Annotated in this window: 21 protein-coding genes and 1 pseudogene; 11 read left to right on the top strand and 11 right to left on the bottom strand. The window is 72.8% G+C overall.

Translation table 11 applies throughout. The annotated features are described in order from the left end of the window. Positions 1–178: 178 nt before the first annotated feature. The 3 genes from AB0A69_RS24180 to AB0A69_RS24170 all read left to right on the top strand — a co-directional run bounded on the left by AB0A69_RS24180 (position 179) and on the right by AB0A69_RS24170 (position 1,831). A complete protein-coding gene (locus tag AB0A69_RS24180) occupies positions 179–631 on the top strand; it encodes an SseB family protein (RefSeq protein ID WP_031072101.1) in 453 nt (150 codons plus the stop codon). A 60-nt stretch (positions 632–691) separates the two neighbouring features. Continuing rightward, a complete protein-coding gene (locus tag AB0A69_RS24175) occupies positions 692–1,273 on the top strand; it encodes a hypothetical protein (protein ID WP_361425631.1) in 582 nt (193 codons plus the stop codon). Positions 1,274–1,339: 66 nt separating this feature from the next. Next, complete coding sequence (locus tag AB0A69_RS24170; RefSeq protein ID WP_361425628.1) at positions 1,340–1,831, top strand: GNAT family N-acetyltransferase; 492 nt, start codon at positions 1,340–1,342, stop codon at positions 1,829–1,831. Here AB0A69_RS24170 and AB0A69_RS24165 read toward each other — a convergent pair. Then, positions 1,803–3,098, bottom strand: coding sequence for a DUF4241 domain-containing protein (locus AB0A69_RS24165; RefSeq protein WP_361425625.1), 1,296 nt, complete (start codon positions 3,096–3,098; stop codon positions 1,803–1,805). The two genes, AB0A69_RS24170 and AB0A69_RS24165, sit on opposite strands and share 29 nt — an antisense overlap. A gap of 155 nt (positions 3,099–3,253) precedes the next feature. Here AB0A69_RS24165 and AB0A69_RS24160 point away from each other — a divergent pair, with 155 nt between their 5' ends. Both AB0A69_RS24160 and AB0A69_RS24155 read left to right on the top strand, forming a co-directional pair. Further along, complete coding sequence (locus AB0A69_RS24160; RefSeq protein ID WP_361425622.1) at positions 3,254–4,234, top strand: pirin family protein; 981 nt, start codon at positions 3,254–3,256, stop codon at positions 4,232–4,234. A gap of 130 nt (positions 4,235–4,364) precedes the next feature. After that, complete coding sequence (locus tag AB0A69_RS24155) at positions 4,365–5,411, top strand: AI-2E family transporter (protein ID WP_361425619.1); 1,047 nt, start codon at positions 4,365–4,367, stop codon at positions 5,409–5,411. Here the strand turns inward: AB0A69_RS24155 and AB0A69_RS24150 are convergent. Then, positions 5,384–7,510, bottom strand: a complete 2,127-nt coding sequence (locus AB0A69_RS24150; protein WP_361425616.1) for a SpoIIE family protein phosphatase — start codon at positions 7,508–7,510, stop codon at positions 5,384–5,386. The genes AB0A69_RS24155 and AB0A69_RS24150 overlap by 28 nt on opposite strands. A gap of 123 nt (positions 7,511–7,633) precedes the next feature. Between AB0A69_RS24150 and aspS the strand changes: the two genes are divergently transcribed. Further along, positions 7,634–9,451, top strand: coding sequence for an aspartate--tRNA ligase (gene aspS / locus AB0A69_RS24145; protein WP_361425613.1), 1,818 nt, complete (start codon positions 7,634–7,636; stop codon positions 9,449–9,451). A gap of 343 nt (positions 9,452–9,794) precedes the next feature. Beyond that, positions 9,795–10,352, top strand: coding sequence for a Uma2 family endonuclease (locus AB0A69_RS24140; protein ID WP_361425825.1), 558 nt, complete (start codon positions 9,795–9,797; stop codon positions 10,350–10,352). A 19-nt stretch (positions 10,353–10,371) separates the two neighbouring features. On the opposite strand, the gene AB0A69_RS24135 is transcribed toward AB0A69_RS24140, so the two are convergent. The 3 genes from AB0A69_RS24135 to AB0A69_RS24125 all read right to left on the bottom strand — a co-directional run bounded on the left by AB0A69_RS24135 (position 10,372) and on the right by AB0A69_RS24125 (position 14,083). Continuing rightward, on the bottom strand, positions 10,372–11,145 hold the full coding sequence (locus AB0A69_RS24135; protein WP_361425610.1) for a hypothetical protein: 774 nt from the start codon (positions 11,143–11,145) through the stop codon (positions 10,372–10,374). Positions 11,146–11,153: 8 nt separating this feature from the next. Further along, positions 11,154–12,761: a methionine--tRNA ligase gene (metG, locus tag AB0A69_RS24130; protein ID WP_361425607.1), complete on the bottom strand. Its 1,608-nt coding sequence runs from the start codon at positions 12,759–12,761 to the stop codon at positions 11,154–11,156. Positions 12,762–12,862: 101 nt separating this feature from the next. Next, positions 12,863–14,083: a VWA domain-containing protein gene (locus tag AB0A69_RS24125; RefSeq protein WP_361425604.1), complete on the bottom strand. Its 1,221-nt coding sequence runs from the start codon at positions 14,081–14,083 to the stop codon at positions 12,863–12,865. 654 nt (positions 14,084–14,737) lie between these two features. On the opposite strand from AB0A69_RS24125, the gene AB0A69_RS24120 reads away from it, so the two are divergent. After that, positions 14,738–16,798, top strand: a complete 2,061-nt coding sequence (locus AB0A69_RS24120) for a PhoX family protein (RefSeq protein ID WP_361425601.1) — start codon at positions 14,738–14,740, stop codon at positions 16,796–16,798. Positions 16,799–16,809: 11 nt separating this feature from the next. On the opposite strand, the gene AB0A69_RS24115 is transcribed toward AB0A69_RS24120, so the two are convergent. The 4 genes and pseudogenes from AB0A69_RS24115 to AB0A69_RS24100 form a co-directional block, all read right to left on the bottom strand. Further along, a complete protein-coding gene (locus AB0A69_RS24115; protein WP_361425598.1) occupies positions 16,810–17,820 on the bottom strand; it encodes a hypothetical protein in 1,011 nt (336 codons plus the stop codon). Further along, on the bottom strand, positions 17,820–19,298 hold the full coding sequence (locus tag AB0A69_RS24110) for an APC family permease (RefSeq protein WP_361425595.1): 1,479 nt from the start codon (positions 19,296–19,298) through the stop codon (positions 17,820–17,822). Before AB0A69_RS24110 ends, AB0A69_RS24115 begins: the two co-directional genes overlap by 1 nt. A 57-nt stretch (positions 19,299–19,355) precedes the next feature. Beyond that, positions 19,356–19,714 (bottom strand): annotated as a pseudogene (locus AB0A69_RS24105) (hypothetical protein); the annotation flags it as partial. A gap of 108 nt (positions 19,715–19,822) precedes the next feature. After that, positions 19,823–20,050 carry a DUF2630 family protein gene (locus AB0A69_RS24100; protein WP_361425592.1) on the bottom strand — a complete coding sequence of 76 codons (228 nt, stop codon included), beginning with the start codon at positions 20,048–20,050 and terminating at the stop codon, positions 19,823–19,825. 148 nt (positions 20,051–20,198) lie between these two features. On the opposite strand from AB0A69_RS24100, the gene AB0A69_RS24095 reads away from it, so the two are divergent. Continuing rightward, complete coding sequence (locus AB0A69_RS24095; RefSeq protein WP_361425589.1) at positions 20,199–20,600, top strand: hypothetical protein; 402 nt, start codon at positions 20,199–20,201, stop codon at positions 20,598–20,600. 74 nt (positions 20,601–20,674) lie between these two features. On the opposite strand, the gene AB0A69_RS24090 is transcribed toward AB0A69_RS24095, so the two are convergent. Beyond that, positions 20,675–21,742: an LLM class flavin-dependent oxidoreductase gene (locus tag AB0A69_RS24090; protein WP_361425586.1), complete on the bottom strand. Its 1,068-nt coding sequence runs from the start codon at positions 21,740–21,742 to the stop codon at positions 20,675–20,677. A 104-nt stretch (positions 21,743–21,846) separates the two neighbouring features. Between AB0A69_RS24090 and cbiE the strand changes: the two genes are divergently transcribed. Continuing rightward, positions 21,847–23,100: a precorrin-6y C5,15-methyltransferase (decarboxylating) subunit CbiE gene (gene cbiE, locus AB0A69_RS24085; RefSeq protein ID WP_361425583.1), complete on the top strand. Its 1,254-nt coding sequence runs from the start codon at positions 21,847–21,849 to the stop codon at positions 23,098–23,100. Continuing rightward, positions 23,097–23,846: a precorrin-4 C(11)-methyltransferase gene (cobM, locus tag AB0A69_RS24080; protein WP_361425580.1), complete on the top strand. Its 750-nt coding sequence runs from the start codon at positions 23,097–23,099 to the stop codon at positions 23,844–23,846. Before cbiE ends, cobM begins: the two co-directional genes overlap by 4 nt. 4 nt (positions 23,847–23,850) lie before the next feature. Here cobM and AB0A69_RS24075 read toward each other — a convergent pair whose 3' ends face one another. After that, the gene (locus tag AB0A69_RS24075; protein WP_361425577.1) at positions 23,851–24,969 is read right to left on the bottom strand and encodes a cobalt-precorrin-5B (C(1))-methyltransferase; all 1,119 of its coding nucleotides are present in this window, start codon (positions 24,967–24,969) and stop codon (positions 23,851–23,853) included. Positions 24,970–24,974: the final 5 nt, after the last annotated feature.

Here is a 24,974-nt window from a genome sequence, read left to right as displayed (position 1 = left end):
AGAGCAACCCCTATCGGGCGATCTGTGACGAGCGACGCGCCCCAGGCCCGCCGTCAGGCACGCGGCGTCCACAGGATCCGGGCGCGATGCCGCCGGCGCCGTCGGCGGCTGTCTGAAACCGTGCCCGGGGCGGGTGGTGGGCCCACGAGGCCGCTTCGTACTCAGTACCCTGGTGGCCATGTACGGCTACGACCAGAACCAGGGCGCCCAGCAGCAGTACGCCCCGCCCCAGCAGGGGTACGCGCAGCAGCCGCCGCTGTACCCCGAGCCGTCGCCGCCCTCGCTCGCCGACGCCGTGCGGGCGTTCACCACCGGGTCGCTGTCCGCCGAGGACTTCCAGCAGATCTTCGCCACCTCGAAGGTCTACTGCCCGCGCGGTGACAACCCCGGCTTCCTCGCGCTGCACAACACCCAGCAGCCGGTCATCCCGATGTTCACCTCGCTGAAGGAGCTGCGGCGGTACGCGGGCAAGGAGTCCAAGTACTTCGTGATCACCGGCGCCGAGGTGATCGACCTGCTGCCCACCGGGTACGGCTTCGTCCTCGACATGGAGGGCGACCACCGGATCGTCTTCGACGCCAAGGCCGTCGAGCAGATGGTCGACTTCGCGATGCGGCGGATGTACGGCTAGGGGGCGTCTCCGACCTGAGGATGAGGTACCGGCCTCACCGCGCCGCATAGCGTTCCGCGTATGCAGCAGTTGAGTGAGTTCCGCATGGCCCAGAAGATCACCGCGCTCGTGAACCGCTATGTGATCACGGCCCCCGACGGCGACCACGTCGTCGCCTTCGCCGAGCAGAAGCGGATGAAGCTCAAGGAGGAGGTCACCCTCTGGACCGGCGAGGACCGCTCCCAGGTGCTCGCCCGCTTCAAGGCCCAGAGCCTCATCGACTTCGGCGCCACGTACGACGTGACGGGCGCCGACGGCACCCCCATCGGCAGCTTCCGCAAGGACGGCAAGGCCTCGCTGCTGCGGTCCACCTGGCACCTGACCCAGGGCGAGGAACCGCCCGTCACCGGCAAGGAGCGGAGCCAGGGGATCGCGCTGGCCCGCCGTGCCGTGCAGCTGGCGGACGCGGTCCTGCCGATTCCGGTGCCGATTCCCTTCGTGTTCCACTTCGACTTCGCCCGGGAGGACGGCAGCCCCGTCATGTCGGTCGAGCGGAAGTGGGGACTCCGCGACCGGTACGTGATACGCGTCGAGGACCCGTCGCTCGACCGCCGGCTCGCCCTGTGCCTGACCGTCGCCCTGGACGCCCTCCAGTCGCGCTGAGCGGACGCGCGCCGGGTGCGTAAATGCAGGTGACCGGCCGTCGGCGGGGCACTTAGGGTGCCGGGCATGACAACAGCGCTCCGCCTGGAGAAGATCACCCCCGAGAACGTCCTCGACGCGTGCAAGCTCACCGTCCGCCCGGACCAGGAGCGCTTCGTCGCCCCGGTCGCGCGGTCGCTGGCCGAGGCGTACGCCCGGCCCGAGACCGCCTGGCCCCGGCTGGTCTTCGACGGAGACCGGCTCGTGGGCTTCGTGATGGCCTTCTTCGACATCAGCTTCGCCCCCGAGTGCGAGGACCCGCGCCCGCGCTCCGGTCTGTGGCGGCTGGCCATCGCCGCCGGTGAGCAGGGCAAGGGGTACGGCCGCTTCGCGGTCGAGGCGGTCTGCGAGGAGATCCGCAGACGCGGCGGCACGCGCGTGACGGTGACGTGGGTGCCGGGGGCGGACGGGCCGGAGGAGTTCTACCTGCGGCTCGGCTTCCAGCCGACCGGCGAGAAGGCCGAGGACGAGATCATCGGCGAACTGGACCTCACGGCCGAGGGTCCGACAGGACTCTGAGGTCCTGCAGGTACCCCACCTGTATGTCCACGCAGGCGAGGTCGCCGGAGGCCGCGCGGCCCAGCCAGACGGCGTAGGTGCCGTCCCCGCCGGTGGCGAAGGCCATCAGGTCGGCGCCCGTCGCCTCGTCCGACGTCCGCATGAGGAACATCGAGTCCCTGTTCCCCGAGAGGTCCTCTCCCGCGGTCTCGTCGTTCTCGAACAAGGCCCGGGCGTACAGCCGCTTGAGCGGCTCCCAGGCGGCGCCGTCCGCGAAGCACCCCGTCGCGCTGTCGGTGTCGAAGCCGTACGCCCCGCCGTCCGGCAGCAGCCGGGGGTCGTGGTCCTCCCCGAGGGCCATCTCCCACCGCACCGGCGGCGCGTCGCTCAGCCGGAGCCGTACGGCCGGAAGGTCGGTCGTGGTGACCCAGCGGCCCCGGAACTCGCAGTCGTAGCCGTACGAGAGCCGCGCCGTCTCCAGCGGGTACGTGCCCGGCGGGACCGGGATCGTGAAGGCCGGGCCGTCACCGTTGTCGGGGGCGTCGACGGCCAGGACGCCGCCGGGTATCCGGATCTGCAGGCTCCGGTCCGGTTCCAGCACCGTCATCTCGGGGTGGTGGCGCGTGGCCAGGCGCGTACCGGGCTGGAACAGCGCGCCACGGTCGCCGTAGCCGCCGGGGCGCGGCGGGTGCCACTCCTCCCGGGGCTCCACGCCCGCACCGGGCTCCACCTCGGCCTCGCGGAACGAAGCGTTCTCGGGGACCGCCGCCTGCGCCGCCTCCGCCGAGAACAGCGGCCACCCCCCGAAGGCCGGCCGCGCCAGCCACCGCTCCTCCTCCGCGAGGTCCGGCGTCGTCACGAGGGTGCCGCCGCCCGGCCCGGGCCGGTGGCGCTCCAGCGACCCCCGCCCGTCGGGGAACAGCTCCAGCGTCGTACGGGCGCAGCCGTCGTCGAACTCCGGGGTCCCGGCGTCGGCGTACTCCCAGTGCCGCGTGAGGCGGTGCAGCAGCCTGTCCCCGTCGAGCAGCCGCAGGTCCAGGTGGTGCGTACGCCGGCCCTCGGCGTCGTAGACCCACACCCCCGCGTAGTGGTCCCGCCAGGACACCAGCCGGACCTCGAGGGGCGCCTCGCGGCCCGGTATCCGCAGCGCCACGGCGTACGGCAGGCCCGCGCCGTCCCGCGCGAGCGCCGCCTCCCGGCTCAGGGGCCGTACCAGCGCGCGGGCCGCCAGGTCCCAGCCCTCGCCGTACGCCACCTCGATGACGACCGTTCCCGTCTCGCTCTCCATGCCGGGGATGATCGCAGGCGCCACTGACAACGGGACCACGGGGGAACGGGGGAACGGCGGAACGGGGGAATGCCGGAGCACGCAGCCGTGTTCCAGTGGCAGGAAGTTCAGGATTCAACTAATCTGGAACGCAGCCCCACCCCGAGGAGGACGCCATGCCTGCCGTGACCGCCGAGAACCCGCTCGCCCTGCCGCGCGTCACCGCACCGGCCCAGGCCCCGGCGCGACCCGTGCTGGCCGTGACCACCGCGCCCAGCGGCTTCGAAGGGGAGGGCTTCCCGGTGCGGCGCGCGTTCGCCGGGATCAACTACCGGTACCTCGACCCGTTCATCATGATGGACCAGATGGGCGAGGTGGAGTACGCGCCCGGCGAGCCCAAGGGCACCCCCTGGCACCCGCACCGCGGCTTCGAGACCGTCACGTACCTCCTCGACGGCACCTTCGTCCACCAGGACTCCAACGGGGGCGGCGGCACCATCACCAACGGCGACACCCAGTGGATGACCGCCGGGTCCGGGCTGCTGCACATCGAGGCGCCGCCGGAGGAGCTCGTCCTGTCCGGCGGCCTCTTCCACGGGCTCCAGCTGTGGGTGAACCTGCCCGCCAAGGACAAGATGAAGGACCCCCGCTACCAGGACATCCGCGGCGGCCAGGTCCAGCTCCTCGCCTCGCCCGACGGCGGCGCGCTGCTGCGCGTCATCGCCGGTGAGCTCGACGGGCACCAGGGCCCCGGCATCACGCACACGCCCATCACCATGGTCCACGCCACCCTGCGCCCCGGCGCCGAGGTCACCCTGCCCTGGCGCGAGGACTTCAACGGCCTCGCGTACGTCCTCGCCGGGCGCGGCTCCGTCGGGCGCGAGCGGCGGCCCGTCCACATGGGGCAGACCGCCGTCTTCGGCGACGGCGGCTCGCTGACCGTGCGCGCCGACGAGCGGCAGGACGGCCACACCCCCGACCTGGAGGTCGTCCTCCTCGGCGGGCGGCCCATCCGGGAGCCCATGGCGCACTACGGGCCGTTCGTGATGAACACCCGCGCCGAGCTCCAGCAGGCCTTCGAGGACTTCCAGGCCGGGCGCCTCGGCCGCATCCCCGCCGTCCACGGCATGAAGCCCGGCGGCCTCCAGGGCAGCTGACGCGCCCCTCCTGGCCGGCTGACGCGCCCTCCAGGACATCTGACGCGCCGCTCCCGGGAAGCTGACGCCGCGTCACCCGGCCGGGGCCCGTCCACGGGCGGCCCCCGGCCGGGCGTGGTGCGCTGGGGGCGTGCACACCCTGCTGCCCGAGCCCGTCCGGCGCCTCGCCGCCTGGTGCGTCGTCATCCTGCTCCTGACCGGCGTCGCGGCCGTCGGCGTCTGGCTGTGCGTCACCTTCCAGACCGCCGTGACCCCGGTCCTGCTCGCCCTGCTCGGCGCGGCGCTCCTCGGGCCGCTCCACCGGCGGCTCCTCGCCATGAAGGTGCAGCGGTCACTGGCCGCCGGGCTGACCTGCGCCGCCGTCGTGGCCGTGGTCGGCGGCGCCACGTACGTCGTCGCCCGGGTGCTCATCGACACCGGCGACCAGATCCTCGCCTCGCTGCGGCGCGCCGCGGACGGCCTCGCCCCGCACTTCGGCGCGGCCGGCACCTCGCTCGGCGACCTCGCCGCCAACGCACGCGAGCTGCTCGGGAAATTCGGCGGTACGGCGGCCTCCGGAGTGATCAGCGGGCTCAGCGTGGTCGGCGAGGTGATCGCGATGACCGTCCTCGCCCTGCTCCTGGTCTTCTTCTTCCTCCGCGACTCCGGACGCGCGATGGCGGCGCTGCGCTCGCTCGCGCCGCGCCACAGCGCCGACCACGTCGAGGCCATGGCCCGCCGCGCCTTCGGCGCCATGGAGGGGTTCATGCGGGGCACGACGTTCATCGCGCTGATCGACGCGGTGCTCATCACCATCGGCATGCTGATCCTGCGCGTGCCCGGCGCCCTCGGCCTCGGCGCGCTCGTCTTCGTCGGCGCGTACATCCCGTACCTCGGCGCCTTCATCTCCGGCGCCGTCGCCATCCTCGTCGCACTCGCCGACCGGGGCTGGGTGATCGCGCTGTGGGCGGTCGGCGTCGTCCTCGCCGTACAGCTGCTGGAGGGGCACGTCCTCCAGCCGGTGATCCAGTCCCGCACGGTCCAGATGCACCCGGCCGTCGTCATGCTGGCCATCACGGCGGGCGCGTCGGTCGCCGGCATCCTCGGCATGCTCCTGGCGGTGCCGCTGACGGCGGCGGCCTTCGGGGTGCTCGGCGAACTGCGCAGGCGTTACGCGAGCGGGTCCTCCGCCTCGTAGAACGCCACGGGCCCCGCCGACTCCGCCGGCGCCGCCCCCTCGCGGAGCTCGAACCAGATCGACTTGCCCTCGCCCCGCGGGTCCACGCCCCAGGCCTGCGCCAGCATCTCCATCAGCAGCAGGCCCCGGCCCGACGAGGCCATCTCGCCCGGGCGCCGCTTGTGCGGCAGCTCGTCGCTCGCGTCCGCGACCTCGACGCGCAGCAGGCGCGCCCCGCGTTCGCCCGTCGCCTCGGCGACCAGCAGCGCGTCGCCGTCCGTGTGGACGAGGACGTTCGTCAGCATCTCCGAGACCATCAGGACCGCCGCGTCCACCTGCTCGGGGTCCGCCCAGTCGTGCAGCAGCTCCCGCAGCTGCTGCCGCCCCGCCGCGATGCGCTCCGGCTCCGCCTGGGCGACGGTCAGCGCGGTGCGGCGGACCGGCACCCGCTGCGCGGCGCCCTCCGGCGTACGCGACAGCAGCAGCACCGCGATGTCGTCCTCGCGCCGGTCGGCGAACGGCCCCGTGGTGTAGTGCGAGCCGGGCCCGTGCACCGCCTGGACCAGGCAGTCGGCCAGCACCTCCAGCCCGTCGGCGGCGTCGTGCTGTTCCAGCAGCTTGCGGATCCGGGCCCAGCCCGACTCCAGGTCGTGCCCGCCGGTCTCCAGCAGCCCGTCCGTGCAGATCATCAACGTCTCGCCGGGCTCCAGCGTGAGGCGCGTCGTCGGGTAGTCGGTGTCCGGGACGATGCCGAGCGGCAGGCCGCCCGCGGTGGGCCGCTGCACCACCGTCCCGTCGGCCATCCGGATCGCCGGGTCGGGGTGCCCGGCCCGCGCGATGTCCACCGTGCCCGTCGCCGGGTCGACCTCCAGGTACAGGCAGGTCGCGAAGCGCCCGCCGTGGTCCCCCTCGGCGCTGTCGGTGATCCCGTACAGGAAGCGGGAGGCGCGCGACAGCACCGCGTCCGGCCGGTGGCCCTCGGAGGCGTACGCGCGCAGGGCTATCCGGAGCTGCCCCATCAGGCCGGCGGCCCGTACGTCGTGTCCCTGTACGTCGCCGATGACGAGAGCGGTACGCCCGGCCGGCAGCTGGATCACGTCGTACCAGTCGCCGCCGACCTGCAGCCCGCCGCCCGTGGGCACGTACCGCGCGGCCACCTCCATGCCGGGGATCGCCGGGCCGAGCACCGGCATCATCGTGCGCTGGAGGCCCAGCGACAGCTCGCGCTCGGACTCCGCGACCCCCGCGCGCGCGAGCGCCTGCGCCAGCATCCGCGCCACGGTCGTCAGCACGGACCGCTCGTCGGGCGTGAAGGCGACCCGGTGCTTGAACGCCGCCATCCAGGCACCCATCGTGCGCCCCGCGACGATCAGCGGCAGGAAGGCCCAGGACTCCCTGCCGAAACGTTGCGCCAGGGGCCAGGTCGCCGGGAAGCGGGCGCGGTACTCCTCCGGCGACGGCAGGTAGATCGCCCGCCCGGACCGTACGACCTCGGCCGCCGGGTAGTCCGTCTCCAGCGGCATGTCCGCGAAGGGGCCGTCGTCGCCCGCGTTGTGCCCGTGGTGGCCGATGATCGTCAGCCGGTCGCCCGCCACCCCGAAGACCGCGAGGCCGTCCGGCGAGAAGCCGGGCATCGACAGCGACGCCGCCACCCGCAGCACCTCCGCCGTGGACCGCGCCTCCGCCAGCGCCCGCCCCGCGTCCAGCAGGAACGCCTCGCGCGAGCGGCGCCAGTCGCCGGTGACGGGGGTGCGGGCGGCGGTGCCGGCCGGCGGCTCCGCGACCTCCTGGAGCGTGCCGACGAGGTGGTAGTCGGTGCCGTCGATGAACGGCCGGGAGCGGCTGCGTACGGTACGGAGCACCCGGCCGGTCTCGTCCACGATCCGCAGGCGCGCCTCGGCGAGGGTGCCCTCGGCGACGGCGAGGTTCACGATGCCGTCGATCTCGTTCCAGTCGACGGGGTGGAAGCGGGAGCGTACGGCGGCCTCCGTCAGCTCCACCGGCTCGGCGGGCAGCCCGAGCAGCCGGGCGGCCTCCGCGTCGAGCGTGACGATCCCGGTCGCGTTGTCCCAGCGCCACAGGCCGGTCGCGATCGCGGCCAGGACGTCCTCGGTGCGCATTGACCCACTCTAAGAAGACGGGCAGACCGCCCGCCACCGGCGATCTCGGAAACCTCGCCGAGGCGCGGCCGGTACCCTTGACGCGTCGAGCCCTATCCCTATCCCGAGACTGGATGAACGACGATGCATCGGTACAGGTCCCACACCTGCGGCGAGCTCCGCGCCTCTGACGTCGGTACCGACGTCCGGCTGAGCGGCTGGCTGCACAATCGGCGCGACCTGGGCGGCATCCTCTTCATCGATCTGCGCGACCACTACGGCATCACGCAGCTGGTCGCCCGGCCCGGCACCGCCGCGTACGAGGCGCTGGACAAGCAGACGAAGGAGTCCGTCGTCCGCGTCGACGGCAAGGTCGTCTCGCGCGGCACCGAGAACGTCAACCCCGACCTGCCGACCGGCGAGATCGAGGTCGAGGTCGCCGAGGTCGAGGTGCTGGGCGCCTCCGCCCCGCTGCCGTTCACGATCAACGCGGACGACGGCGTGAACGAGGAGCGGCGCCTGGAGTACCGCTTCCTCGACCTGCGCCGCGAGCGCATGCACCGCAACATCATGCTGCGGTCCGCCGTGATCGCCGCGATCCGCTCCAAGATGGTGGCCCTCGGCTTCAACGAGATGGCGACCCCGATCCTCACCGCGACCTCCCCCGAGGGCGCCCGTGACTTCGTCGTGCCGTCCCGCCTGAACCCGGGCAAGTTCTACGCGCTGCCGCAGGCGCCGCAGCAGTTCAAGCAGCTGCTGATGATCTCCGGCTTCGACCGCTACTTCCAGATCGCGCCCTGCTTCCGCGACGAGGACGCGCGCGCGGACCGCTCGCCGGGCGAGTTCTACCAGCTCGACGTCGAGATGAGCTTCGTCGAGCAGGAGGACGTCTTCCAGCCGATCGAGAAGCTCATGACCGAGCTCTTCGAGGAGTTCGGCGGCGGCCGCCCCGTCACGTCCCCCTTCCCGCGGATCCCGTTCCGCGAGGCGATGCTGAAGTACGGCAACGACAAGCCGGACCTGCGCGCCCAGCTGGAGCTCGTCGACATCACGGACGTCTTCGCCGACTCCGAGTTCAAGGCGTTCGCGGGCAAGCACGTGCGCGCGCTGCCGGTGCCGGACGTCGCGTCGCAGACCCGCAAGTTCTTCGACGGCCTCGGCGACTTCGCGGTCGAGCACGGCGCGAAGGGCCTGGCCTGGATCCGCGTCGGCGAGGACATGTCCTTCACGGGCCCGATCGCCAAGTTCCTCACCGAGGACAACGTCAAGACGCTGACCGAGCGCCTCTCCCTGGCCCCGGGCCACGCGGTCTTCTTCGGCGCCGGCGAGTTCGACGAGGTCTCCAAGATCATGGGCGCGGTCCGCGTCGAGGCCGCGAAGCGCGCCGGCCACTTCGAGGAGAACGTCTTCCGCTTCTGCTGGATCGTCGACTTCCCGATGTACGAGAAGGACGAGGAGACCGGCAAGATCGACTTCTCCCACAACCCCTTCTCGATGCCCCAGGGCGGCATGAAGGACCTGGAGGAGAAGGACCCGCTGGACATCCTGGCCTGGCAGTACGACATCGTCTGCAACGGCGTTGAGCTCTCCTCCGGCGCGATCCGGAACCACGAGCCCGAGATCATGCTGAAGGCCTTCGAGATCGCGGGCTACGACCGCGACACCGTCGAGCAGGAGTTCGCGGGCATGCTCCGCGCCCTCCGCTTCGGCGCCCCGCCGCACGGCGGCATCGCCCCGGGCGTGGACCGCATCGTCATGCTCCTCGCGGACGAGCCGAACATCCGCGAGACGATCGCCTTCCCGCTGAACGGCAACGCCCAGGACCTGATGATGGGCGCCCCGACGGAGCTGGACGAGTCCCGCCTCCGCGAGCTGAACATCGCGCTCCGCAAGCCGGTGGCGCCGAAGTCGGCGGAGTCCCGCCCGGTGACCGAGTCGGTCCACCCGGACGCGGCGCGGTAAGCGACACGAGGCACTGACGAAGGGCCCGGAACCGTACACACGGTTCCGGGCCCTTTCGTACGGAAGCCCTCAGGCCGATCGAGCCCGTGCCGCATCGACCCCTTCAGCCACCGTGGCGTTCAGGAACGCCTCGGTCCCGGCGATCAGCGTGTATCCGCCACAGCTGCTCCGCCTCCGCCGCCACCCGGCTTCCGCAGGTCCCCCGGACGCTCGTTCGGGGGACTTTCGCGTTCCCGGCGTACGTGGCGAGACCGTACCGTGGAACATGGCTCCGACCTGGTTCCCACTGTCTCGGGAAGGAGCGACTGTCGTGAGCATCGTCCCCGAGGAGCGGTCCGTGACCATGACCCAGGACGAATTCGAGGAGATCGCCCGCCACGCCATACGTACGAGCGAGGCACTGCGGCTGGAGTTCGTCGGCGGGAAGATGGGGGTCAAGGCGGTGCCGGACGGCGATCACGGGCGGATCATCGAGTGGCTGACTCGGCTGTGCATTCAGGCCGATGCCGCGTGGTGGCTCTACCCGGACCAGGGGCTCCACATCGAGACGTACCGCAAGGGCAACGCCCGCCCGGACGGCTGCCTTGCGCGGAGTGGCACCTTCGTCGGGCAGGGTGAGTGGGCCAGTCCCGACGGGGTGCTGATGGTCGTCGAGGTCACGTCCGGCGACCCCGACACCGACCAGCGGGACCGCGTGGAGAAGCCGCGCGCGTACGCCGAGACCGGAATCCCCGTCTATCTGCTGATCGACCGGGACAGCTGTGAGATCAAGGTCCACTCGCAGCCGGACGGCACCAGGTACGAGCTGGTGAACACGGTCCCCTTCGGGAAGAGCGTCACCCTTCCCGACCCGGTCGGGATCGAGCTGGACACGGAGCCGCTGAAGGACTGGGTGCACTGAACTCTACGGACTTCACGGTTCATTCATGGTGGAGGTCTGCGCCGCAGAAGACGCACACGAAGAAGCCGTCCCGCACCACGTTCAGCTGCTCGCAGCCGCCGCAGTGGCGGAAGACGAACGCGTGGGTGAAGCCGTCGGTGTAGGCGAGGCCCGCGAGGGAGAGGGCGGCGGATACGGGCGGCCAGGAGTCCGGGTCCGGGCAGTAGCCCGTGGACTGGTTGGTCAGGGACGTGACCGCCCAGCCGTCGCCGTCGTGGGTGAAGGCGATCTCGCCCGCGCCGAAGACCCATCCCCGGGCCGCGCAGGCGACGTGTTCGCTGTGGCGGGGGGCCAGGCGGAGCACGCCGTCGGCGTCGATGACGTAGGTGAAGGGCTCGGCGAGGTCGTCGGGTGTCTGCTCCGAGGCCCAGGCGGCGAAGTCCCCCGGCGTGCGGATCGCGCGGCCCTCGGTGCCGGGGCGCACGGCGGCCCGGATCGCAGGGTCGCCGACGTAGCCGTAGAGGCGTGGTCCGGTCGGCGAGATGGCGGTGCTGTGGCGCAGGCGCGGGACCGCGTCGCCGGAGAAGGTGACCTTGGCCGAGTGGGCCGTGTCCAGCGTCTCGACGCGGCGGCTGTACCGCTGGATCGCCGTGACGGTCAGGCGGCCGTCCTCAAAGGTCTGCCCCACGCGTACGGGGCCCGACCAGCACCGTACGACGCACACCGGGCCTTCCACCGAGTAGATCTCCAGCTGGGGCACGGCGAGGCCGCCGGCTCCGGGTGGGAGCGCGGCGGCCTCGGCGTCGGTGTGCATGGGGCGGGTCAGGCCTTCTTCGGGTCCTCCAGGCGGGGGAAGAGCACCGCGCCCTTCGTGACCGTCGCGCCGGCGGGCAGCTGCCCCCATGTGGCGGCGTCCTGGACGCGCTGGTCGGCCAGGGCGCCCAGGGCGGGCTCCGCGCCCAGGGAGTCCCACAGCTTGGCCGAGGTGTCCGGCATGACCGGGTTCAGCAGGACCGCGACCGCGCGCAGGGCCTCCGCGGCGGTGTAGAGGATCGTCGCCAGGCGGGCCCGGCCCTCCTCGCTGTCGTCCTTGGCCACCTTCCACGGCTCCTGCTCCGTGATGTAGCCGTTGACCTGCTTCACGAAGTCGAAGATCGCCAGGATGCCGCCCTGGAAGTCCAGCTCCTCGCCGATCTTCCGGTCCGCCTCCGCGACCGCCGTGGCCAGGCCTGCCTGGACGGCCTCCTCCGCCGCTCCGGACGCGGTCGCGGCGGGCAGGGCACCCTCGAAGTACTTGCCGACCATCGCCGCCACGCGCGAGGCGAGGTTGCCGTAGTCGTTCGCCAGCTCGGAGGTGTAGCGGGCGGTGAAGTCCTCCCACGAGAACGACCCGTCGCTGCCGAACGCGATCGCCCGCAGGAAGTACCAGCGGTACGCGTCCACACCGAAGTGCGAGGTCAGGTCCTGCGGCTTGATGCCCGTCAGGTTCGACTTCGACATCTTCTCGCCGCCGACCATCAGCCAGCCGTTCGCCGCGACCTTGCCCGGCACCGGCAGCCCCTGCGCCATCAGCATCGCGGGCCAGATCACCGCGTGGAAGCGCAGGATGTCCTTGCCGACCAGGTGCACGTTCGCCGGGAACGTCTCGTCGAACTTCGCCGGGTTCTCGTTGTAGCCGACCGCCGTCGCGTAATTCAGCAGCGCGTCGACCCACACGTAGATGACGTGCTTCTCGTCCCACGGGATCGGAATGCCCCAGTCGAACGTCGACCGCGAGATGGAAAGGTCCTGAAGGCCCTGCTTCACGAAGTTCACGACTTCGTTGCGGGCCGACTCCGGCTGGATGAAACCGGGGTTCTTCTCGTAGAAGTCGAGCAGCTTCGGGCCGTACTCGCTCAGCTTGAAGAAGTAGTTCTCCTCCTTGAGGATCTCCACCGGCTTCTTGTGGATCGGACACAGCTTCGTGCCGTCCTCCGCCTCGATGAGATCGCCCGGGAGCTTGTACTCCTCGCAGCCCACGCAGTACGGGCCCTCGTACCCGCCCTTGTAGATCTCGCCCTTGTCGTACAGGTCCTGCACGAATTCCCGGACGCGGTCCGTGTGCCGCTTCTCGGTGGTGCGGATGAAATCGTCGTTCGCGATCTCCAAGTGCTCCCAGAGGGGCTTCCACGCCTCCTCGACGAGCTTGTCGCACCACTCCTGCGGAGTGACGTTGTTCGCTTCGGCCGTGCGCATGATCTTCTGACCGTGCTCGTCCGTGCCGGTGAGGTACCACACCTTCTCGCCACGCTGGCGGTGCCAGCGGGTGAGCACGTCGCCTGCGACGGTCGTATAGGCGTGGCCCAGGTGAGGAGCGTCGTTGACGTAGTAAATGGGGGTCGTGACGTAGTACGCCTTCGTCCCCTGCTTCTCGGATCCAGTGGCCGCCATGGTCGAAATCCTATCCGCCGCCGCGCGCTGCCCTCACCTTCGTTTCAAGGGGGGAGACGGCCGGGTCCCGGCCGTCTCCCCCCTTGGGCGTACGCCGTCGGTCAGACCGACCAGTCCGCGAGGAGCTCGCGGTAGAACGTCGCGTGCGGGACCTCCCGGGGCTCCGGGCCCGCGTGGAAGAAGCCCGCGTTCTCCGCCTGCAGCTTGCGCAGGTAGTCGAACGCCTTCGCGTCCTTCTCCCCGAACGCCACGAACCGCCACTGGATGCCGCCCGCGCGAGCCGCGGCGTCCGCCAGCGCCTGCGTCGCCGCCGTCTTCGACTCCGGCGCGCCGTCCGTCTGGAAGATCACCAGCGCCGGGCGGTCGGCCGCGCCGGACTTCTCGTGCAGCGAGAGCACCTCCGCGATCGCCCGGTCGTAGTTGGTCCGGCCCATGCGGCCGAGGCTGTCGTGCAGGGCCTCGATCCTGCCGTCGACGTCGTCCAGGGTCACCTCGCCGGTGCCGTCGATCTCCGTCGAGAAGAACACCACCGGGACGGTGGCGTCCTTGTCCTCGTCCAGGTGCGCGGCGAGCGCGAGCGCCTGCTCGGCGAGGTGCTGGGCGCTGCCGTCCTTGTAGTACGGGCGCATCGAGCCGGACCGGTCCAGCACCAGGTACACGCTGGCCCGCGCGCCGGTGAGGCCGCGCTTCTTGAGTACGGAGCCGGCGGCCTTGTACGCGTCCACGACCGCGCCCTGGGGCGCTCGCGCCTTGACGCGGGCGAGCGTGTGCGCGGGCTTGCCCGCGGGCGCCGTCGGCTGCTCCTCGACGGGCTCGGTCGATGCGGCCGCGGGCGTGGGTGTGGGCGTGGTGTCGTCGGTGCCGTCCTCGCTCTCGGCGGGGGCCGGTGCTTCGGCGACGGGCTCCGGCTGCGCCTCCGCCTCGGGCTCCGGCTGGGGCTCGGGAGCCTCGGCCTCGGCGGCCGCGGCCTCGGGCTCGGCGGTCTTGGTTTCCGCAGCGGCGGCCACCTCGGGCTCCGGCTGCGCCTCGGCGGCCGGAGCGGCCTCCGGCTCCGCGCTCTCGGGCTCGGCCTCGGGCTCGGCGGTCCTGGCCTCCGCAGCGGCGGCCACCTCGGGCTCCGGCTGCGCCTCGGCGGCCGGAGCGGCCTCCGGCTCCGGGGTCTCGGCGGCCTCAGGCTCGGCGGTCTTGGCCTCCGCCGCGGCGGCCACCTCCGGCTCCGGGGTCTCGGCGGCAGGCGCAGCGGCCGCCTCCGGGGTCTTCGCAGCGTCCGGGGCCTCCGCGGGCTTGGGTACCCCGGCCACCTCGGGCGAGGGCTCAGGCACCTCAGGCGTCCCCGACGTGGACGACGTGGACGACGCGTCCCGCGCCGGGGGGATCGTCGTGCGGCGCGGGCGAGGCGCGTCGAAGGCGGCGGCCACCAGGTCCGCTGCCGCCTGTTCCGCGGGGGACGACTCCGCGGGGGACGACTCCGCGGAGGACGACTCCGTCGAAGAAGGCGCCGCGGGGGACGACGTCGCGGAGGACGACTCCGCCGACGAGGGCGCCGCAGAGGACGACACCGCAGAGGCCGAAGGGGCCGATTCCGCGGGGGAAGCAGGTGACTGCGACGGAACCGTCGTCGTCGGGGGCACCGCCCGTTCCGTCTGGGGCGGGACGGAGGGGGCCGTGGCCGCCGACTCGTTACGCTCCGCACGGTCGCGTCCAAACACCTTGCGCAGCAAGCTCCGAATGCCCATGGGCGAGGCCTTTCGCATGTTGGGTGCCGTGTATGTCCGTACTGCGGGAATCATCCCCGGCCAGGGCGGACACGTAAGGTTAGCCGCCCCGTGTGGCGCCGAAAGGCAAGGGGCAATCGCGTCAAGCCCGCCCCCGACGCCCTCGATTCATGCATCGTTCATCTTGTCGCCGCCGCGCTGCTCATATCCGCACTTAGCGTCACGCCGGACGGAATTCGCGAAACGAGGAAGAGGAACGAAGTGCGCAGACTGCTGCCGCTGCTGAGCACCCACTCGCACGGGGGCGGTCGGTCCGCCCTCACCTGCCGCTACCGCTGCGGTGACGCCTGCTTCCACGAGGTGCCGAACACCAGCGACAACGAGTACGTCGGCGACGTCATAGCCGGCGCCCTCTCGCGCCGGTCGATGATGCGGGCCACCGCCGCCGTGACCGTCGCCGCCACCGCGGGCGGCGCCCTCGCCGTACAGGGCGGGCAGGAGGCGGTCGCCGCCACCCCGGCGGCCCCCACCGCCGGGAAGGGCGCGGGCAGGAGCGCCGGCGCCCGCGGACTCCGCTTCGCCCCCGTCGCGCCCAACACGGACGACAAGGTCACCGTCCCCGACGGCTACGCCCAGAGCGTCGTCATCCGCTGGGGCGAGCCCATCCTGCGCGGCGCGCCCGCCTTCGACGCCGACCGGCAGTCCGCGAAGGCGCAGGCCGGGCAGTTCGGGTACAACAACGACTTCCTGTCGCTGCTGCCCCTGAAGGGCGAGTACGGGCGCCAGGTGATGGTCGCCAACCACGAGTACACGGACGAAGTCCTGATGTTCAAGGGGTACGACCCCGAGAACCCGACCCGCGAGCAGGTCGAGATCGCCTGGGCCGCGCACGGCCTGTCCGTGGTCGTCGTCCAGGAGGAGCACCGCTCCGGCCGGCTCACGCCCGTCACCCGCCACCCGCTCAACCGCCGCCTCACCGCCACCAGCACGTTCGAGCTCACCGGCCCGGCGGCGGGCGGCGACCTCCTCAAGACCAGTGCCGACCCGGCCGGCCGTACGGTCCTGGGCACCCTCAACAACTGCGCCGGGGGCACCACCCCCTGGGGCACCACGCTCCACGGCGAGGAGAACTTCAACCAGTACTTCGCCCACGGTTCGTCCCCGACCGACAAGCGGTACGGCATCGGCTCCGGCGCCACCGAGCGCAAGTGGGAGCGGTTCGACAAGCGCTTCGACGTCAAGCAGGAGCCCAACGAGCCGCACCGCTTCGGCTGGGTCGTCGAGCTCGACCCGTACGACCCCGACTCCACGCCCCGCAAGCGCACCGCGCTCGGCCGCTTCAAGCACGAGGCCGCCCAGCCGCGCCTGACGGCCGACGGCCGGCCGGTCGTCTACATGGGCGACGACGAGCGGTTCGACTACTTCTACAAGTTCGTCTCGTCGAAGCGGATGATGAAGGGCACCTCGCGCCGCGCCCGCGAGCACAACCTGACGCTGCTCGACGAGGGCACGCTGTACGTCGCCAAGCTCACCGGCGACTCCCCGTCCGACGTGGACGGCACCGGCAAGCTGCCGAACGACGGCGAGTTCGACGGCAGCGGGCAGTGGATCCCCCTCGCGACGGGCACGACCAGCCACGTCCCCGGGATGACCGCCGAGGAGGTGTACGTCTTCACCCGCGTCGCCGCCGACAAGGTGGGCGCCACCAAGATGGACCGCCCGGAGGACGTCGAGCCGTCCCCGCGCACCGGCCGCGTGTACGTCGCGCTGACGAACAACAAGGACCGCGGCGCGGCCGGCAAGGCCGGTGCCGACGAGGCCAACCCGCGCAACACCAACAAGCACGGCCACGTCCTGGAGCTCGCCGAGCACTGGGACGACCCGGCCTCGGACGGTTTCGCGTGGCGGCTGTTCCTCGTCGCGGGCGACCCGGAGGACCCGGCGACGTACTTCGCGGGCTACCCCAAGGAGAAGGTCAGCCCCATCTCCTGCCCCGACAACGTCGCCTTCGACCCGTACGGCAACCTGTGGATCTCCACCGACGGCAACCAGCTCGGCTCCCACGACGGCCTGTTCGCCGTCGCCACGCAGGGCGAGCGGCGCGGTGAGCTCAAGCAGTTCCTGACCGTGCCGACCGGCGCCGAGACGTGCGGGCCGGTCATCCAGGAGCGGCGCGTGCTCGTCGCCGTCCAGCACCCGGGCGAAGTCGACGGCGCGTCCGTCGAGAAGCCCGCCTCCGCCTGGCCCGACGGACCCGGGAAGATCGTCCGCCCGGCGGTCGTCGCCGTGTACCGCAAGGACGGCCGGAACATCGGCGTCTGACCCACGGGGGGTCACGAGGTGGCGCGGGCCGTCCCCCCGCGCCACCTCGTGTACTGCTGCGCCGGGTCGCCCGTGTACGCCCACGGCATCCACGACGCCCGCGCCCCCAGCAGCCCGAACAGCTCCCCGTACACCTCCGGCAGGCCCGCGTGGCAGGCCGCGTGCGTCAGGAAGTTGAGCGGCTCGACATCCTCCGGCCGGACCGGCCCGGGCGCGCGGCCGCCGATCCAGCGGTCCCGCGTGCGCCGCACCTCCGTGGCCGCCAGCTCGTGCTTCCAGTGCTGGTCGAAGCCGCGCACCGGGCCCCGGCCGCGCCCGCTCTCGACGACGTACCGGTACTCCTCCACCCGCGCGATCTGCACCAGGACCGGCAGCGGCGAGCCGGGCGGCGCCGCGCCCGCCGCGTCCCGCGCGAAGTCGTACATCGCGCCGTGGGTGCCGTGCCACCGCGCCGACCAGTAGCGCAGCAGCTGGACGTGGCCCTCCAGGTTGTACGGGTCGCGGCGCCGCAACTCGTCCCACCAGCCGCGTAGTTCGCGGCGCCCGACACCGCCCTCGTACAGCCGCGCCACCGTCAGCAGCGACACCCACGGCATCGGGTCGGCGGGCCGCGCGTCCGCCGCGGTCAGGCAGGCGAGGACCGTGGCGTCGAGGCGCGCCCGGTCCACCGCCGTGCCCGGGCCGGGCGGTGTGCCCGCCGCGATCGCGGTGGTGAAGACCCGTACGACCTCGGTCGCGGCCCGCAGCACCGCCGCGTCCGGGTGGTCGGGCTCGGCCGCCCGCCACGCCTCCACCACCGTGGAGCCGGCCGCCGCGTGGGCCAGCATCCGCAGCCGCAGGGTGCGCCGGGCCCAGCCGCCGTCCCCGTCCGGTGCGGCCAGCAGGTCGCGTACGCCCTGCCAGCGGCCGATGACGATGTCGTGCCGGGCGGCGGTCAGCGCCCGGTCCCCGAAGTCCGGGTCGAAGTCGGGCGTGAAGCGGGCCGAACGGCGGTGGGCCGACCGCCGGCGGGCGGCCGCCATCAGAAGTCCGTCGCCAGCGGCTCGCCCGCGCCGCCGCGCCGTTGCCCCGGAACACCGCCGTACGGTTCCACCGCCGCCATCGCGCGCACCGCGTCGAGCCGCGCCGGGCAGCGGTAGTAGGCGCTGCCCTTGCGCCAGTACCAGAGCATCGGGACGAGCCCGGCGGCCAGCCCGCCCAGGCCGACGGCCACCGAGGTGGGGCTCAGCTCCTCCAGCGCCGTGACGAACACCCAGAACATGTACGCCGAGCCGAGCAGCGGCCACGCCCCGCCCAGCACGAAGTCCCGTACGGAGGCGAACAGCATCCTCCGGTAGGCCACGACCGCGGCGATGCCCGCGAGGCCGTAGTAGAAGGCGATCTGCAGGCCCATGGCATGGACCGCCTCGCCCAGGATGTCGCCCACCGAGCCGAGCGCCGTGGCCGCCGCGAACAGCGCCAGCGCCACCGCCCCCACGACGGTGACGGCCACCCACGGCGTGTTCCAGCGACGGTGTACGGAGCCGAGGGCGGCCGGCATCGTACGGTCCCGGCCCATCGCGAACAGGGAGCGTGTCACCTGGATCAGTGTGGTCTCCAGGGTCGCGACGGTGGAGAGCATGACCGCCAGGATCAGCAGCTTGCCGCCCCAGCCCGGCCAGATCGCGCGGCCGAGGAGCGCGAGGACACCCGTGCCGACCTCCGCGATCTCCTGGGAGGACAGGATGATGTTGACGGCGATCGTGAACGCCTCGAAGAGGAGGAAGACGATCCCGATGCCGATGAGCGCCGCGAGACCGGCGGTGCGGCGGCTGTCGCGGGTCTCCTCGCTGAGGTTGCTGGTGACGTCCCAGCCCCAGTAGCAGAAGGCGGCGATCAGCGCGCCGGACGCGAAGCCCGAGACGCCGTCGAAGTGGGAGAAGCCGAGCCATGACCAGTCGAAGGCGGCGGCCGAGCCGCGGTGCAGCAGCGCGCCGCACACGAAGAGCAGCAGGATGGCCAACTCCACGCCTGTGATGAGGAGTTGGGCCCGTACGGTGAGCCGGGCCCCACCCAGCACCACCAGCAGCATCACCAGGAACCAGCCCGCTCCGACGGCGGTGGCGAGCGTCGTGTTCGCGGCGAGGTGCGGATCGAACAGCGCGAGGGTCAGCTGACCGGCGGGCAGCGAACCGGCCACCATGAAGATCGTGGCGGCGACCACCAGTGCCCAGCCGGAGAGGAACCCCAGGAAGGGGTGGAGGGTGCGCCCCACCCAGGAGTAGCCGGCGCCCGCGTTGACGTCGATCCGGCCGAGCCGGCCGAAGGCCAGCACGATGCCCAGCATCGGGATCGCGCAGTAGAGCAGCGCGGCGGGCGCGGCGAAGCCGACGGCGCCGACGAGGACGGCGGTGGTGGCGGCCAGCGAGTACGCGGGGGCGCTGCCGGCGACGGCCATCACGATCGTGTCGAACGTACCGAGGACATTGGGCTGGAGACCCCTGGGAGTGATGCTGCGCATGGCGAATGTCCTTGGAAGGCACGGCATATGACGGCATATAGCGGTAGGTGCGGTGGTTCAGGAGCGGTGCTGCACGCGTGGATCGTGCGCATCGTAGTCCGGCCCGGGTGAGGCGATCGCCCGGGCCGCCCGCACCTCCTGGCGCAGCGGTCCGAGCACGCTGCTCCCCTCTTCCCCGCCGCCGTCGTCCCATTCCGCTCGTACGCCCGCGACGACATGGCTCGTGCGCAGCCCCGCCGCCAGCTCGCGCAGCTGCCGCTCCACCTCCGCCGCCTCGGCGGGGTCGGGCGGCGGGGCGCCGTGGTCGACGCGGACCCGGGCGGCGGTCGTCGCGTCGATGATCCTCCCCCTCACTTCGTTGGGGGCACCCCCACCACGGCGACGACCAGCGGCCACCAGGCGGTGGCGCGGGTGCCGGCGGCCCGCGGGACGGGCGCGGGCTGCGGGCGCAGGGCCCGCATCAGCCACTCGGGCGGCGCGAGCCGGACGGCCCGGCCGGCGCCTCCCCGGTGGGGGCCGGCGGCTCAGTAGGCCTCGTCACCGGGCGGGCGGACCGTCGCCGTGTCCGGGTCCTCGCCGAACTCCTCCTTGGCGCGCCGCTGCCGCAGCAGATCCCAGCACTGGTCGAGCTGGGCCTCCAGGGACCGCAGGCGCGCCTCCTCGTCGCCGGTGAGGGCGCCGGCGCGGTCGTGCAGCGCCCGTTCCTCGCGGACGAGCGCTCCGATGTGGTCGAGGATCTGCTCGTTGTCCATGGATCCCACCTTCCCGGATCGGGGGCGGGCGCGCAGGTCGGGCGTGACGGGCGGGGGCCGGGCGCCCCGAGCCTGGCTGATCCACTTGCCGGACGGCCGCCACCGGTGTGCTCTGAGGGAGTGAAGTGAGTGCGTGGAAGGAGCCACCATGTCCGCACCCGCCACACCCGGATACACCCGCGCCCGCCACCGCGACGAGAGCCGGACCCGGCCTCGTACGGGCTGGAAGCTGCCGCTCGTCCTCGGCTTCCTCTTCGCCCTCTACGCCCAGCACATCGAACGCGACGGGCGCACGATCACCTTCGGCATCGCGATGCTGGGCCTCGTCAGCGGCCTGGTGTTCGGCGGCCTGTACTACCTCCTGCGCCGCACCCGGGCGTCCCTGCCGCGCGAGCTGCGCGGGGCGGCGTACGGCGCGCTGGTCGGGCTGGGCGTCGGGTGGCTGTACAGCCTGAGCGGCGCCAGCGTCCTGACGGCGGCGGCGGTGTCGCTGGTGGTGGGGGCGGGGGCGGGGCTCATCGCGTTCTACCTCTTCTACACGCACGAGTGAGTACGGGCACGAGTGAGTACGGGCACGAGTGAGCCGTCCGCGCCCACGTCGCCGGCGCTGGCGGGTCGCGAGCGCTAGCGGGCGGTGGCCGGGTGGGGCGGGGCCGTCTCCGGGACGCCCGCCGGGCGCAGGGCCGCGAACTCCTCGCGCAGGACGGGGACGACCTCCTCGCCGAGCAGGTCCAGCTGCTCCAGGACCGTCTTGAGCGGCAGCCCCGCGTGGTCGAGGAGGAACAGCTGGCGCTGGTAGTCCCCCGCCGTGCGGCGGAAGGTGAGGGTCCGCTCGATGACCTGCTGCGGGGAGCCGACGGTCAGCGGCGTCTGGGCGGTGTACTCCTCCAGCGAGGCGCCGTGCCCGTACACCGGGGCGTTGTCGAAGTACGGCCGGAACTCCCTTACCGCGTCCTGCGCGTTGCGCCGCATGAAGACCTGGCCGCCCAGGCCCACGATGGCCTGCTCGGGGTCGCCGTGACCGTAGTGCGCGAACCGCTCGCGGTAGAGGGTCACCATCCGCTTGGTGTGCTCCTGGGGCCAGAAGATGTTGTTGTGGAAGAAGCCGTCGCCGTAGTACGCGGCCTGCTCGGCGATCTCGGGCGAGCGGATGGAGCCGTGCCAGACGAAGGGCGGTACGTCGTCCAGCGGGCGCGGCGTGGAGGTGAAGCCTTCCAGGGGCGTACGGAAGTGGCCCGTCCAGTCGACCGACTCCTGCCTCCACAGCTTGTGGAGAAGTCCGTAGTTCTCGATGGCGAGCGGGATGCCCTGCCGGATGTCCTGCCCGAACCACGGGTAGACGGGCGGGGTGTTGCCGCGCCCCAGCATCAGGTCGACGCGGCCGTCCGCGAGGTGCTGGAGCATCGCGTAGTCCTCGGCGATCTTCACCGGGTCGTTGGTGGTGATGAGGGTCGTGGACGTCGACAGCACCAGCCGGCGGGTGCGGGCGGCGATGTACCCGAGGAGGGTCGTCGGGGACGACGGCACGAACGGCGGGTTGTGGTGCTCGCCGGTGGCGAAGACGTCGAGGCCCACCTCCTCGGCCTTGAGGGCGAGGGTCACCATGGCCGCGATCCGCTCGTGCTCCGTCGGCGCCCGACCGGTCGTCGGGTCGGGGGTCACGTCGCCGACGGTGAAGATCCCGAACTCCATCGCCCTCACACCTCTCGAAACCGGGGTCGGTAGGGACACGGGTACCCGGCGGCGGGCCTGCCCAGAGGTGGCCGGCACGTGACCACCCGATAGGGTTCGGGCCCGTGAGCAGCAGCCCCATAGCCATCCGCCATCCGGTCACCGTCGTCGGCATCGGCGCGGACGGCTGGGCCGGGCTCGGTGACGCCTCCCGGGACGCCCTGCGCGCCGCCGAGGTCGTCATCGGCGGCGACCGGCAGCTCGCCCTGCTGCCGCCCGCGGAGTGCCGTGGCGAGCGCGTGGCCTGGCCCTCGCCGCTGCGGCCCGCCGTCCCCCGGCTGCTGTCCGAGCACGCCGGGCGCCGGATCGCCGTGCTCGCCAGCGGGGACCCCATGTTCCACGGAATCGGCCGCGCCCTCGCCGAGACCGCCGGCCCCGAGCGGCTGCGCGTCCTGCCGCACCCGTCGTCGGTCTCGTACGCCTGCGCCCGGCTCGGCTGGCCCCTGGAGGAGACGGAGACCGTCACGCTGGTCGGCCGGCCCCTCGCCTCGCTGGCCGCCGCGCTGCACGACGGGCGGCGGCTGCTGGTGCTCAGCGCGGGCGCCGCGACGCCCGGCGAGGTCGCGGCCCTGCTGCGGGAACGCGGCTTCGGCCCCAGCACCCTGCGCGTACTGGAGCAGCTCGGCTCCCCGGAGCGCGAGCGCGTCCTCACCGGCACCGCCGACGCCTGGACCCACGCGCCCGGCGACCCGCTCAACGTCATCGCCGTCACCTGTGTGCGCGCCGACGGCGCGCTGCGCCTCGGGGCCGTGCCCGGCCTGCCCGACGCGGCGTACGAGAACGACGGCCAGCTCACCAAGCGCCACGTGCGCGCCGCGACGCTCGGCGCGCTGGCGCCCGCGCCCGGCGAGCTGCTGTGGGACGTCGGCGGCGGCTCCGGCTCGATCGGCATCGAGTGGATGCGCGCCCACCGCACCTGCCGCGCCATCGCCGTGGAGCGTTCCGCCGAGCGGGCCGCACGGATCACCCGCAACGCGGAGGCGCTGGGCGTCCCCGCCCTGCGCGTGGTCACCGGGCCCGCGCCCGAGGCCCTCGCCGGGCTGCCCGCCCCCGACGCGGTGTTCATCGGCGGCGGGCTGACCGCGCCCGGGCTCCTCGACGCCTGCTGGGACGCCCTGCGGCCGGGCGGGCGGCTCGTCGCCAACACCGTGACCCTCGAATCCGAGGCGCTGCTCGCCGACCGCTACCGGCGGTACGGCGGCGAGCTCGTACGGCTCGCGGTCGCGCACGCCGTCCCGGTGGGCGGTTTCACCGGCTGGCGCCAGGCCATGCCGGTCACGCAATGGTCCGTAACCAAGCCTGGAGCAGTTTCACGATGACCGTCTACTTCATCGGTGCGGGCCCCGGCGCCGCCGACCTCATCACCGTGCGCGGCGCGCGCACCCTCGCCTCCTGCCAGGTGTGCCTGTACGCCGGCTCGCTCGTGCCGCGCGAGCTGCTCGCCGAGTGCCCGCCGGGGGCGCGGCTCGTCGACACCGCGCGCCTCGACCTGGACGCCATCACGGCGGAGCTGGTCCGGGCCCACGAGGAGGGGCACGACGTCGCGCGCCTCCACTCCGGCGACCCGTCCGTCTTCAGCGCCGTCGCCGAGCAGATGCGGCGGCTGGACGCGGCCGGCATCCCGTACGAGGTCGTGCCCGGCGTACCGGCCTTCGCGGCCGCGGCGGCCGCGCTGAAGCGGGAGCTGACCGTGCCGACCGTGGGCCAGACGGTCATCCTGACCCGCATCGCCGAGCAGGCCACGCCCATGCCGGAGGGCGAGGACCTCGCCACCCTCGGCCGCAGCGGCGCGCTCCTGGTGCTGCACCTGGCGGCCCGGTACGTCGACCGCGTCGTCGCCGAGCTGGTGCCGCACTACGGCGAGGACTGCCCCGCCGCCGTGGTCGCTCTCGCGTCCCGCCCGGACGAGGTGATCCTGCGCGGCACGCTCGCGGACATCGCGGCGGCGACGAAGGAGGCGGGCATCACGCGGACGGCGGTGATCCTGGTGGGCCGCACGCTGGCCGCGACGCAGTTCCGCGACAGCCACCTGTACTCGCCGGAGCGCGACCGGCACGTCTGCTGACGCTTCAGCCCTTCACCTCGCTGCGGCCGACGACCGTCCCGGCCCGGTCGATGCAGACCACGTCCACCGCGACCGGGGCGCCGCGCAGCACGGCGAGGGCCTGGTCGCGGGCGGTGTCGGCGACCAGGTCGCCCAGCGGCACGCCCCGCGCGGCGCACAGCTGCAGTGCGGCGAGCCCGGTGTTGGCCTCCGCCACCCGCGCCGCGAGCTCCTCGTCGGCGCCGCCCGCGCGGGCCAGCTCCGCGAGGAACCCCTTGTCGACCTGGGAGCGCGCCGAGTGCAGGTCGAGGTGGCCGGCGGCCAGCTTGGACAGCTTGGCGAAGCCGCCGCAGATGGTGAGCCGCTCGACCGGGTGCCGGCGTACGTACTTCAGCACCGCGCCCGCGAAGTCGCCCATGTCCAGCAGCGCGTCCTCGGGCAGCCCGTAGAGGGAGACGACCGTCTTCTCGGACGTCGAGCCCGTGCACCCGGCGAGGTGCGTGCGGCCCGCCGCCCGGGCGACGTCCACGCCGCGCCGGATGGAGTCGATCCAGGCGGAGCACGAGTACGGCACGACGACCCCGGTCGTACCGAGGATGGACAGCCCGCCCAGGATCCCGAGGCGGGGGTTCCACGTGGAACGGGCGATCTCCTCGCCGTCGTCGACCGAGACCGTGATCTCGACGTCACCGGTGCCGCCGTGCGCGGCGGCGACGCGGGCGACGTGCTCGCGCATCAGCTGCCGGGGCACGGGGTTGATGGCCGGCTCGCCCACCTCCAGCGGCAGCCCGGGCCGCGTGACCGTCCCGACGCCCGGCCCGGCGCGGAACACCACGCCGGCGCCCGGCGGGAGCGTCCGGACCGTAGCCCTGATCAGTGCCCCGTGCGTCACATCGGGATCGTCCCCGGCGTCCTTGACGATCCCGGCCATGGCGCGGCCGTCCGCCAGCTCCTCGGTGGCGAGCGCGAAGGCGGGTGTCTGCCCCTTCGGCAGGCTGATGGTCACCGGGTCGGGGAAGTCCCCGGTGAGCAGCGCGGTGTACGCGGCGGTCGTGGCCGCCGTGGCACAGGCCCCGGTCGTCCACCCGGAACGGAGCCCGGTGTGCTTGAGTTGCGCACTGCGCCCACCCGTCGCCTCACCCATGGACC

The organism is Streptomyces sp. NPDC045431 (assembly GCF_040646655.1).
Classification (GTDB): Bacteria; Actinomycetota; Actinomycetes; order Streptomycetales; family Streptomycetaceae; genus Streptomyces.
Note: the sequence above shows the minus strand (reverse complement) of the source record. Positions and strands in the feature narration are given on the sequence as shown.